This window comes from Cloacibacterium normanense (assembly GCF_002943105.1).
Classification (GTDB): Bacteria; Bacteroidota; Bacteroidia; order Flavobacteriales; family Weeksellaceae; genus Cloacibacterium.
On sequence record NZ_PTPZ01000008.1, the window covers coordinates 51,033 to 64,157 of the forward strand.

At 33.5% G+C, this 13,125-nt stretch carries 8 protein-coding genes; 6 read left to right on the top strand and 2 right to left on the bottom strand.

Translation table 11 applies throughout. From position 1 onward, the window contains the following. Window positions 1-9: 9 nt before the first annotated feature. Window positions 10-549: a hypothetical protein gene (locus tag C3729_RS11370; protein ID WP_104794267.1), complete on the top strand. Its 540-nt coding sequence runs from the start codon at window positions 10-12 to the stop codon at window positions 547-549. A gap of 127 nt (window positions 550-676) precedes the next feature. Then, the gene (locus C3729_RS11375; RefSeq protein ID WP_104794268.1) at window positions 677-2,866 is read left to right on the top strand and encodes an FN3 associated domain-containing protein; all 2,190 of its coding nucleotides are present in this window, start codon (window positions 677-679) and stop codon (window positions 2,864-2,866) included. A 158-nt stretch (window positions 2,867-3,024) separates the two neighbouring features. Here C3729_RS11375 and gap read toward each other — a convergent pair whose 3' ends face one another. Further along, window positions 3,025-4,029, bottom strand: coding sequence for a type I glyceraldehyde-3-phosphate dehydrogenase (gap, locus tag C3729_RS11380; RefSeq protein WP_104794269.1), 1,005 nt, complete (start codon window positions 4,027-4,029; stop codon window positions 3,025-3,027). 29 nt (window positions 4,030-4,058) lie between these two features. Beyond that, the gene (gene pfkA / locus C3729_RS11385; protein ID WP_104794270.1) at window positions 4,059-5,045 is read right to left on the bottom strand and encodes a 6-phosphofructokinase; all 987 of its coding nucleotides are present in this window, start codon (window positions 5,043-5,045) and stop codon (window positions 4,059-4,061) included. A 110-nt stretch (window positions 5,046-5,155) separates the two neighbouring features. Here pfkA and C3729_RS11390 point away from each other — a divergent pair, with 110 nt between their 5' ends. The 4 genes from C3729_RS11390 (at window position 5,156) to C3729_RS11405 (ending at window position 12,999) form a co-directional block, all read left to right on the top strand. After that, the gene (locus C3729_RS11390) at window positions 5,156-5,509 is read left to right on the top strand and encodes a hypothetical protein (protein ID WP_104794271.1); all 354 of its coding nucleotides are present in this window, start codon (window positions 5,156-5,158) and stop codon (window positions 5,507-5,509) included. Between the two features lie 79 nt (window positions 5,510-5,588). Further along, on the top strand, window positions 5,589-7,958 hold the full coding sequence (locus tag C3729_RS11395; RefSeq protein WP_104794272.1) for a TonB-dependent receptor: 2,370 nt from the start codon (window positions 5,589-5,591) through the stop codon (window positions 7,956-7,958). Window positions 7,959-8,099: 141 nt separating this feature from the next. Next, on the top strand, window positions 8,100-9,434 hold the full coding sequence (locus C3729_RS11400) for a trigger factor (protein WP_069798575.1): 1,335 nt from the start codon (window positions 8,100-8,102) through the stop codon (window positions 9,432-9,434). 148 nt (window positions 9,435-9,582) lie between these two features. Next, a complete protein-coding gene (locus C3729_RS11405) occupies window positions 9,583-12,999 on the top strand; it encodes a M16 family metallopeptidase (protein ID WP_104794273.1) in 3,417 nt (1,138 codons plus the stop codon). The last annotated feature ends 126 nt before the right edge of the window (window positions 13,000-13,125 follow it).

Here is a 13,125-nt window from a genome sequence, read left to right on the forward strand (position 1 = left end):
AATTCTGCTATGATTAAAGTAGAGGAACTTACTTTTGCCTACATTCAAAAATTTTGTGATTTTGAAAAAGATATTGTCTTGACCAATCATTTTCATACCGATTGGGAAGCCGATATTTTGGTGATTAATCAGGAAGGTTTTTCTCATGAAATTGAAATTAAGTTATCGAAGAGCGATTTCAAAAATGATTTCAAAAAATTTTATCAGAATCAAAATAGCGGAGAGAAATTTTTGAAGCATGACAAAATTTGTTGTGGTGATTATGTTTGTAATCATTTCAGCTTTCTATTGCCAATGGGAATGATTGCGTTGGAAGAAATTCCCCAGCATTGTGGCATAATAGAATTTTATCACAATGAAGATACTTGGAAAACGGAATTCTATATCCGAAGATTGCCTCAAAAAATTCATGAAGATCTTTATTGGAATCTAGTAGACCAAAAAGATTTTTTAAGAAAATTATCTAGAAATTATTACTTCAAAAAACTAGAATTAAAAGGAAAAACAGAAGAATTTATTTTCAGAAATGAATTGGGAAATAAAAAATAATATTCCTTTTTTTAAGATTTGTGTTAAAAAAATGACATTTTTTTCTAGAAAAATTACAAAAGTCATAAAAAAATGGCTTTGAAAAAGATTTCTTTTATATATCTTTACTTTCTGAAATACGAACAAAATGAAACATAGATTTACTTTATTGCTGGTACTCTTATTATCTGTAATTTCCGTAAAAGGACAAGATTATTTAGATGATATTATGTTCCAGTCTTTTGGTTGGGATGAATACTCTCAGTCAAGACACACCAGTGAAGGTGGCTTTTACGAATATTATAACTCAAGAGCCGGAAATTTAAAGGCGATGGGTTTTGATATGATTTGGTTGCCACCACCAAGTGCTTCTACAGGAGGTGTGGGTTATTTTCCTACAGAATTGTATAATTTTTCTCAAACTTCTTGGGGTTCTGAAGCTCAATTAAAAAAAATGCTTGCTAATATGAATGCAAGAGGTCTTTATCCTATTGCAGATGTAGTGGCAAATCATAGAAGTGGAACTACTGGTTGGGTAGATTTTACAAATCCAGCATGGGGTTGTGAAACAATTTGTAGTAATGATGATGCAGCGAGTGCTTCTTATGTAGGTTGTAGACCTTCTGGTGCTCCAGACACAGGAATGGAATTTGGCGGTTCAAGAGACATGGATCATACCAATTTAACCGTTCAGAATGGGTACAAAGAATTTTTAACTAGACTAAAAGGTTTAGGTTTTAAAGGATGGAGATGGGATGTAGCGAAAGGTTTTTCTGCATCATATTTTGGAAACTATATCAATGATAGTAAACCATATTACTCTGTAGGTGAATTTTGGGATAGTGATGTAAATGCTCTTAAAACTTGGATTAACGGGACGTATTCTGGTGGTGCAACTATTTCTGGAGCTTTTGACTTTTCTTTATATTATACTCTTTCTGGAGTTATGGTTACTAATGGAAAACAATTTGCCTCTAATAATTATGCGTCATTAAATTGGTCAGGAAGTATGGCTGGTTTAGCAGGGCAATATGGATTCAGCGAAAAAGCAGTAACTTTCGTAGATAACCATGACACTTTTGTTCATGACTCATCTTTTCTTGGCTCTGATATTCCTAAGGCTTACGCTTATATTCTTACTCATCCAGGAATTCCATGTGTTTTTGCGCCACATTATTATGGAGGAACTTATACTAAAGATGGGATAACAAGAAACTATGGTGCAGGATATGCGACAGCAATTAATAAGTTAATGGCAATAAGGAAAACTACTGGAATAAATGCTTATAGCCATATTACCATTGATAAAGCGGAGGCTGGATTATATGCAGCTTATATCAAAAAGAGTTTCACAGATTCAGAACCAGTAGTTGCTGTTAAAATTGGTCCATATAGTTGGACTCCTACTTTAGGAACAGGATGGGTGCTTTCTGCTTCTGGTACTGATTATGCAGTTTGGACTAAAACAGCTGTAAATGTTGCTCCTAATATTAATATTACCCCTGCTGTTAGTAAATATACTCAAGGAACTAATTTAACAGTAACTATTTCTTCCACTGATGATAGTGGAGTAGCTCCTGTTGTTAGGTATACATTAGATGGTTCCGATCCTACAGCTTCTTCACCTATTTATTCTTCTCCATTTGTAATTAATTCTAATACTACTGTAAAAGCGGTAGCTTTTGATAACTTAGGATTAAGTTCGGGAGTAGTTGAAAAAGCTTTTTCTTTTGAAGCTCCTCAAAATATTGTAGTGAGATTCAAACCTCCAACTACAACTCCTAATTGGCCATTGCCGAAAATTCATTATTGGAATTATTCTCCATCTAATGCACTTCCTGCTGCAAATTGGGGAACTCCTATAAATATGACGGCAGATACTGAAAATGTAGGTTGGTTTAAATATACTTTCCCGAATGTTAGCAAAGTAAGTTTCTTATTCAGAGATGGAAATTCTACTGGTACTTTAGGAGTAACCCAGACTGGTGATATTGTGAATGTAACTCAAGACTCTTGGTATGAATGGGACCCTACAAATTCTTTATTCGTGAAACAAGTGAGTTTGTCTACAGATGATCTAGCGGTGAATGCTAAAAAGGTAACCTTAGACATTTTACAAAATCCTGCTTTAAATGGTGTGATTCGTGTAAGATATTCTAATGCAAAAGGCGGTAACCTTTATCTTTATGATTTAAGTGGTAAAATGCTTAAAACTCAAAAAGTTTCTGCCAATTCTGGAGATGATACCATTTCAGTAAGCAATTTACAAAGTGGTAATTATTTACTGATGCTGAAATCAGATCAAGGAATGTCTGTATCAAAAGTAATTATCAAATAAGATTACAATATAAAATCAAATAAAAAGCCATTCTTTCGAATGGCTTTTCTATTTTTGAAAATAGAGCAAATGGTTTTTTTATTTTCGAAAAATATGGACATAAAAAAACCTTCAGAAATATTCCGAAGGTTTTTATGTTTGATATTATTTCTTGCTAATTATAAAGAAGCAGAATGTAATAATAAATCTGTTAACTTGTTAGAGTAACCAGTTTCGTTGTCATACCAAGAAACTAATTTTACGAAGTTTGGTGATAACATGATACCAGCATCTTTGTCAAAGATAGAAGTTCTCTTATCTCCTACGAAATCTTGAGAAACTACTAAATCTTCAGTGTAACCTAGGATTCCTTTTAATTCCCCTTCAGAAGCAGCTTTCATAGCAGCGCAAATTTCTTCGTAAGAAGTAGCTTTTTCTAATCTTACCGTTAAATCTACTACAGAAACGTCAGCAGTTGGTACTCTGAAAGACATACCTGTTAATTTTCCATTAAGTGAAGGAATTACTTTACCTACCGCTTTAGCAGCACCAGTAGAAGAAGGGATAATGTTTAATAATGCACTTCTACCACCTCTCCAGTCTTTCATAGACGGGCCATCTACAGTTCTTTGAGTAGCTGTAGTAGCGTGTACAGTTGTCATAAGACCTTCTACGATTCCGAAGTTTTCGTGAACTACTTTTGCTAAAGGAGCAAGACAGTTAGTAGTACAAGAAGCGTTAGAGAAAATTTGTAAATCAGCAGGTAATTCTTTGTGGTTTACTCCCATTACAAACATTGGAGTATCGTCTTTAGATGGAGCAGAAAGAACTACTTTTTTAGCACCTGCATTAATGTGAGCAGAAGCTGTACCTTTATCTAAGAAAAGTCCTGTAGATTCTACGATGTAATCTGCACCTACTTCGTTCCATTTTAAATTATTAGGGTCTCTTTCAGAAGTGATTCTGATTGTTTTTCCGTTTACTACTAAGTTATTTCCTTCTACTCTTACTTCTCCATTAAATTTGCCGTGAACAGAATCATACTTCATCATGTAAGCCATGTATTCTGCGTTGATAAGGTCATTAATCCCTACGATTTCAATGTTATCTCTTTCTAACATTGCATTGAAAACTAGACTTCCAATTCTACCGAATCCGTTGATTCCTACTTTAATTGTTGACATATTTTTTGTTTTTAGTTGTTTAAATTAATTTACATTGCCAAGATTTCTGCAATCTGGAGTAAATCTTGATTGATTTCATTATGCTTTTTAATCGCATCTTCTATTGGCGTAAAAACTAAATCGTTTGATCTAATTCCTGCCATTACATTCGTTAATCCTTTCATAAGTCCTACTACAGCTCCATATCCCATTCTACTTGCCAAAACTCTGTCTGCACAACTTGGCGCACCACCTCTTTGGATGTGTCCTAGAATAGAAACTCTAATATCATAATCTGGGAATTTTTGTTTAGTTTGTTCGGCTAACTCATAAGTAGAAGCTAATCTCTCACCTTCAGCTACAATAACAATACTAGATGTTTTTCCTCTTTTTTGTGCTTTTTCGAAAGTTTCGAACAAATCTTCTAAGCTATCTTTCTTCTCAGGAATAAGAATATCTAATGCTCCAGAAGCAATACCACTATTCAAAGCGATAAAACCAGCATCTCTTCCCATTACTTCGATGAAAAATACTCTATTATGAGAGGTAGCAGTATCTCTAATTTTGTCAATGGCTTCCATTGCAGTATTCAGTGCAGTATCATAACCGATGGTAAAGTCTGTACCGAAGATATCATTGTCAATGGTTCCTGGGACACCAATTACTTTTACGCCAAATTCTTCTGCGAAAATTTTAGCTCCTGTAAATGTTCCATCTCCACCAATACATACTAAAGCGTCAATACCATTTTTCTGACATTGTTCGAAAGCTTTTTGTCTACCTTCCTCGGTTCTGAATTCTTTAGAACGAGCCGAACGAAGGATGGTTCCTCCTAAATTAATGATATTGCTTACAGAACGAGGTCCCATTTTGGTAAAATTACCTTCGATAAGACCAGTGTAGCCTCCTCTTACTCCTACACATTCTATTTTATGGTAGTTTGCAGTTCTTACCACTGCTCTAATTGCTGCATTCATTCCCGGTGCGTCTCCACCCGAAGTAAGCACCGCGATTTTTTTCAAACTTGCGTTACCCATAGTGTTTTAATTTGACATGCAAATTTACAAAATAATACAAAACGGGATACCATGTTTTTGGTCATATTTGATTTTTTGGCTATTAATAAAATATTGCTATTTTTGCAGAAATGAACAAAAAATTACATTCAAACAGAAGATTTCTGGCATCACTTTTTGCAAGTGTATATCTGTTTGCTGTAGTATTTTCGGGCTTTTTCCATACCCATACCAATAATTTCAAAGAAGATTTACTGTCTTTTAGCAAGAAACCTGTTTCTGAAAAAATTGTAAATTTTGGTGGAGTAGATGATTGTTTCTCTTCACATTTTTTTAATGCTGGGGTAGGAATTTTAGATTCCGATGCAAATTTTCTGTTCATTATTTCTAAAAAAATTACGCTTAAAAATTTCCAATATCACTTTACTGTACCTACAGAAAAAGTAGTATTCTTCTCATTACGGGCGCCACCAGTTTTCATTTAGATTTTTTACGACTTGCGATGCTATTTTTAGAAGTTCGCAAATTCCTTTATTATTTCAATTTTAACAAAAATTAATCTAAATGTTAATCAAAAAAATATATTTTTTTGTTGCAATGTTTCTTGCAACACAGTTGGTAATGGCGCAATATAAATTAAGTGGAAAAATCACTGATTTTGATACTCAAGAGCCTGTAAAAAATGCTTCGGTTTATCTGGTAGACCTTAAAACCAGTACCGTTTCAGACCAAAATGGTAATTACTCTTTCCAAAATCTAAAATCTGGAAAATATTTCGTAGAAATTACAGGTGATAACTATACTTCATTGTTGGTTTCAATAGAAGTAAACCAAGATGCTGTTTCTGATTTCACTCTTCAAAAATCTACCAAAGAAATAGATGAAGTGGTGGTAACTGCAGTAACCAGAGCTTCGGAACTGAAAAAGATTCCAGTAGTCATTAAATCTGTAGATAAAAATATCATCAACCAAAATGCTTCCACCAACTTAATTGATGGATTGAAAAATATTCCGGGAGTGAACCAAATTACTTCTGGAGCTGCTATTTCTAAACCTGTAATCAGAGGTTTAGGTTACAATAGAGTAATCACTTTGGTAGATGGAATCAAGCAAGAAGGTCAACAATGGGGTGGCGAACACGGAATAGAAATCGATGAATTTTCTGTTGGGAAAGTAGAAATTGTAAAAGGTCCGGGAAGTTTAATGTACGGTTCAGACGGAATTGCGGGTGTACTGAATTTTATTTCTCCAAAAGTTGCAGCAAATGGTAAAATCGAAAATCAATTGATTACCAATTATCAAACGAATAACAACTTAATTGCGACTTCTTTTTCGAATAAAGGAAATAAAAACGGCTTCGTTTGGGAAGGTAGATTGACCAATAAATTGGCTGGAAATTATGAAAATAAATATGACGGAAAAGTCTTGAACTCGGGTTTTAAAGAATTTGATGGCAACTTAATGTTAGGAATCAATAAAAACTGGGGACATTCTTATTTCAACGTGAGTTCTTATAATACCACTTTGAATATTGTAGAAGGAGAAAGAGATGCTGATGGAAAGTTCACGTTCATCAATAACAATGGCGACGATGTTACTGCAACAGATGAAGATTACAAAGGCTATAAAGTAGGATTTCCGCATCAAGAAATCAATCACTTGAGATTGACTTCTAATAATTATTTCTTATTGAAAAACGGAACCATTAATGCTGATTTTGCTTTTCAAAACAATAAAAGAAAAGAATTTGCAGACGCAACCAATCCTGATGAAAAAGAATTGTTCTTTGATTTGAATACTTTCAACTATAACGTAAGATATAACGTGAAAGAAACCAATAATTGGGAAACTTCTTTCGGAATTGGTGGGATGCAACAATCGAACACCAATAAAGGAGTAGAAGCGCTTATTCCTGATTATCAATTTTTCGATGCAGGAGCGTTTGTTTTCACACAAAAAACTTTTAACAAAAAACTGACTTTAGCGGGAGGATTGAGATTTGACAATAGAAATGTAGATGCTCAAGAAATGCTGGAAGATACCGATGTGAAATTTGCGGAATTTAATAAAAATTACAGCGGAATTTCTGGAAGTTTAGGTTTGTCTTATCAATTAGACAAGCAATCTACTTTAAAATTAAATCTTTCTAGAGGTTTCAGAGCACCGAATATTGCAGAACTTTCTTCTAACGGAATTCACGAAGGAACTTTCAGATACGAAATTGGTGACATCAACCTGAAATCCGAAATCAGTCACCAAATTGATGCGGCATATTTCTTAAATTCAGACCATATTAGTTTTGAATTTACGCCGTTTGTGAACTTCATTTCTAATTATATTTATACCGAAAAAATGCAAGATGCAAACGGAAATGATGTGATTATTGACCCAAATGATCCAGTTCCTGCATTTAGATTTACTCAAGGAAACGCGCAGCTTTTCGGTGGAGAGATTTTCTTGGATTTTCACCCACATCCATTTGATTGGTTGCATGTAGAAAATTCATTTTCTTATGTAAGAGCTACGCAGAATAATCGTCCAGAAAATGAAAAGTTCTTGCCATTTATTCCAGCGCCAAAATATCGTGGAGAGATTAAAACCAATTTCGAGAAGGTGAATAATACTTTTTCTGATTTTTATGCTAAATTTTCAGTAGACCATTATTTCAAGCAAAATAATATTTACAGCGCTTTTGATACCGAAACTGCTACTCCTGCTTACACACTTTTGAGTGTAGGAATTGGTGCAGACATTAAAGCATTTGGCAAAAAAGACTTTTTCAATGTTTTCATCAGCGGAGAAAACTTAACAGATGTAGCGTATCAGAACCATTTGAGCAGATTAAAATATGCTCCTGAAAACCCAGCAACAGGAAGAATTGGCGTTTTTAACATGGGCGGAAATTTCAGTGTGAAACTGATGATGAATTTCTAAAAATCTAAGAAAATTACTTTATTGAGATGATAAAATTCTCGGTAAAGCGAATTGACTTTTTATAAGGAAAATTTACCTATAAAAAATGCTTTCTGTTTTCATAAAAAAACACTATTTTTGCAACTCAAAATTTTTAACAAGATGAATGTTACAAGAACCAATCATGACGAAGTAAGTGCTTTGCTTACAGTAACTTTAAATAAATCTGATTACAAAGATAAAGTTGAAAAACAACTGATCAATTATGCTAAAAATGCTACTGTTCCTGGTTTTAGAAAAGGGAAAGTTCCATTGAGCATGGTGAGAAAACAATTTGAAGCAGGTATTGCTTTTGAAGAAATTAACAAACAAATTTCTGAAGCGTTGAACAACTATGTAAACGAAAACAATTTAAGATTAGTTGGTCAGCCAGTTCCAGTTCCTATGAACGAACTAGATTACAATGCAGAAGAAGTTTCTGTAGGTTTCGAAGTTGGTTTTGAGCCAGATTTTAATATTGATTTATCTTCTTACGAAGCTCCTCATTATAAAGTAGAAGCTACTGATAAAGAAATCAACCAAAGCATCGAAAACATGCAAAAAAGATTTGCTGATAAAGATGCTCAAGATAAAGCGACTAAAGATTCTTATGTAGCACTTTCTATTGCACAAGTAGTAGAAGCTGATGCAGAAGGAGAGCACAATCATCCACCGAAAAATGTAGTAGTTTCTGCTGAGCAAAAAGAAGCTTTCGGTTTGGTAAAATCTCACAAAGTAGGTGATGTAGTGAAGTTAACTAAAACTCAGTTAACGGAAAACGAAACTTTGGCTAAAGATTTAAATTACAACGAGCATGAACTAGGTCACATTCATCATGAAGATTTAGAAGCTACTGTTACAGAAATCTATAAATTAAACTTAGCACCACTAGATCAAGAATTATTTGATAAAGTATATGGTGAAGGAAATATTAATTCTGAAGAAGAATTAAAAGCAAGAGTAAAAACTGAATTAGACGAATATTTCCAACAAAATGCTGATATTCACTTTGTGAATAAAGTATTAGAAAACGTTTCTGAAAAAACTGAAGTTCAGTTACCAGAAGCATTCTTAGTAAAATGGTTACTATTCTCTAATCCAAACATTACTTCTGAAGAGCAAGCTAAAGAAATTCTTGAAGCAGAAAAATCTATCATCAAAAATCAAATCATCGAAGGAAAATTATTCCAAGATTATGATGTAAAAGTAGATTATGCAGATGTTTTAGCTCAAGCTGAAGTTTTAGTAAACAACCAATTAGCAATGTACGGAATCCACAATCTTCCACAAGAAGAAGTACAGAAATATGCGGTAGAAATGCTAAAACAAGAAGAGCAAGTAAGACAGATTTCTCAAGAAGTTGCAATGGGTAAACTAAAAGATGTAATCCTAGAGAAAGCAAGCAAAAAAGAAACTAAAATTACACACGAAGAATTTTTAGCAGAATTACAAAAATAATTTTCTAGAAATTTCTTAGAAATATAAATCCGTCTCGAATTTCGAGACGGATTTTTTTTAACACACATTTAACTGATTTCTCTTGTCTTGATAAGGTTTTTCTTTATATTTTTATCAAATTAAATTAATATTAATCAAAATTAAAACCATGAGAAAACAATTTCTTTCTTTTGTATTGTCTTTCTTCCTGATTGCCAATGCATTTGCACAGAACATTCCTCTTGATCCTAGTGTCAGAACAGGCACACTTTCTAACGGGATGAAGTATTACATCAAGAAAAACGTAAAACCAGAAAAAAAAGTAGAATTCCGTTTAGCGATTAATGCGGGTTCTATCAATGAAGATGATGACCAGAGAGGTCTTGCTCACTTTATGGAGCACATGAATTTCAACGGAACTAAAAATTTCCCAGAGAATAAATTGGTAGATTTTCTACAATCTATCGGGATTAAATTCGGACAACACCTTAATGCGTATACCAGTTTTGACGAAACCGTTTATATGTTACCTGTTCCATTAGATAAGCCAGGAAACCTAGATTCTGGACTTAAAGTAATGGAAGATTGGGCTTTTAACGCATTACTTACCGATAAAGAAATAGAAAAAGAAAGAGGCGTAGTTTTAGAAGAATTGCGTTTAGGATTAGGAGCAGACAAAAGAATGCTAGACCAATATCTTCCTAAATTAGCTTACAATTCTAGATATGCAGACCGATTACCAATTGGTAAAAAAGAAATTCTACAAAATTTCAAACCAGATGCGTTGAGAAGATTTCACAAAGATTGGTACAGACCAGATTTAATGGCTTTGGTAGTAGTAGGAGATGTTAATGTAGATGAAATGGAGCAAAAAATTAAAGCTAATTTTAGTAAATATCAAAATCCTGCAAATGCTAGAAAAAGAGTAGACTATGATATGCCAAATCATAAAGAAACTTTGATTTCTATTGCTACTGATGCAGATGCAACTTCGTCTTCGGCGCAATTTTATATCAAAGATGATGGTCCTGCAAAACCAGATGTTACCGTAAATGATTATCAAAAAAGCATTGTAGAACAATTGGCTGCTACCATTGTGAATAACCGTTTACAAGAATTAACCAATTCTGAGAAGCCACCTTTTATTTTCGGATATGTTTCTCATAGCAATTTCTTGAGAACCAAAGATGCTTTTCAAGCGTATGCAATGACCAAAGAAGGAGAACAAAAAAATGCGCTTAAAGTGCTGTTAGAAGAAGTAGAAAGAGCAAAAAGATTTGGTTTTTCTCAAAATGAATTAGACAGAGCAAAATCAGAAACCCTTTCTAACCTAGAAAAATCTTATAACAATAGAGATAAAACAGAAAGTGCAAGATTGGTAATGGAATATGTAAGAAATTTCCTTAACCAAGAGCCAATTCCAGGAATTGAATGGGAATATGAATTGCACAAACAATATTTACCAAGCGTAACGTTAGACCAAGTGAATAACATTCTGAAAAATTATATCAAAGATGATAGCAGAGTGATTGTGGTAACTGGTCCTAAAAAAGAAAATGCAGTACTTCCTACAGATGCGCAGTTATTGGCAATTGTAGATGATGTGAAAAATGCACAGTTAAAACCTTACGAAGACAAAGCTGCCATTAAAACTTTGGTTGAGCCTTTTAAATCAAATGGTAAAATTGTAAAAACCGAAGCAGATGCCAAGTTGGGAACCACTACTTTTACATTAAGTAATGGCGCAAAAGTAACTTACAAAAAAACAGATTTCAAAGAAGACGAAATTGTTTTCTCAGCGATTAGTTTAGGTGGAAGTTCTTTAATTTCTAATGAAGACATCGAAAAAACGCAATGGGCTTTTCCAGCGCTTTCAGAATCTGGGTTTAATAAATATTCTAAAAATGACATTGCCAAATTCCTTTCTGGGAAACAGGTTTCTGTAATGCCTTATGTAGGAGGGATTTCTACAGGATTTAACGGAAATTCTACCAAAAAAGATTTCGAAACACTTTTCCAAATGATTTATGGTTATTTTACCAACCTAAATTATGACGAAGCAAGCTACAATTCTTATAAAGCGAAACAACAAGGATTTTTAGATAACCTTTTGGCAAATCCTCAAACGTATTTCCAAAGCGAAGTTCAGAAATATTTGAACCAAAAAAATCCTAGATTCTTCGGAATTTTACCAGATGCTAAAGCTTGGGAAAAAACCAGCTATAAATTAGCGTATGATATTTACAAAAAATCAGTGGCTAATGCAGGAAACTTCCATTTCTATTTTGTAGGAAATGTAGACGAAAACCAAATCAAACAACTTTCTGAACAGTATTTAGCAAGTTTACCTTCTACCCAAAAATCAGAAACGTATAAAGATTTAGGATACAGACCTCTTTTCACTTCTACAGAAAAAGTGATTAAAAAAGGGAAAGATCCTAAAAGTATGGTGATGATTAGATTCAGTGGCGAAACCAAATATAATGAGCAAGAAGACCTTGCCATGAGAGCTTTAGGTGAAGTTGCTACGATTAAAATCATCGAAAAACTTCGTGAAGACGAAGGCGGAATTTACGGAGGTGGAGCAAGAGGAAGCTTAAACAAAGTTCCTTACGGAAGTTACAATTTCAGTATTAATTTCCCTTGTGGACCAGAAAATGCAGAAAAATTAACCAAAATTGCTTTGGCCGAACTTCAAAAAATGATTGACAACGGTCCAGAACAAAAAGATTTAGATAAATTTAAAGAAGGAGAAGCGAATGATGATGTAACCAATATGAAAGACAATAATTATTGGCTACAAAACATCACGAGCTACCAAACTCAAGGTGGCGATAAATACAGCGTTCTTAATTATTTAACTAAAGTAAAAGCACTTACAGTAAAAGATTTACAGGCCGTTGGTAAAAAGTATTTAACCGATAAAAATAGAATGGTATTTACTTTAATGCCAGAAGTAGAAACGCCAAAAACAGAAGCTCCAAAAGCAGCAGTTTCTGCAAATGTAACGGCTCAACAAGTGATTGATAATTATGCCGCAGCTTTGGGTGGAAAATCTAAATTAGAAGCGGTAAAAACCGTGAAAACACTTTCTACAATTAAAGTAATGGGGATGGAAATGGAAGCGACTACTTTAGAAATGGCACCGAATAAATCTAAAGCGGTTCAAAAAGTTATGGGACAAGAAATGGTTCAAGTTTTTGACGGCGAGAAAGGGTATATGATGCAAGCTGGTCAGAGAATGGATTTACCAGCTCCTGCAATTGAAGAAGCAAAGAAAAAAAGACTATTCGAAGTGCTTTCTTACAATGCGGCAGATTTCAAAACAGTAGAAAAAGTAACGGAAGAAGGTAAAGAATTATACCTTTTAGCTGGTGCTGGTAAAAAATTATATTTTGATACCAAAACCAATTTATTGGTGAAAAGCACTTCTGACAAAGGAGATATGGTTATTCTAGATTACATGGAAGTAGACGGAATTAAGTTTCCTAAAAATATCAAATTAGCCATGATGGGACAAAACATGGAAATGACCAATAATCAAGTTATCGTTAATAAAGAAGTGTCAGTAGAAGACTTCAAATAAAAATTAATTTCATAGAAATATAAATCCGTCTCGATTTTCGAGACGGATTTTTTATGTCAGAATATACGAACTTTTTCGTATTTATTGGTAGAAGTTTAAACTCCAAATTTGTAAAAATCATAATTC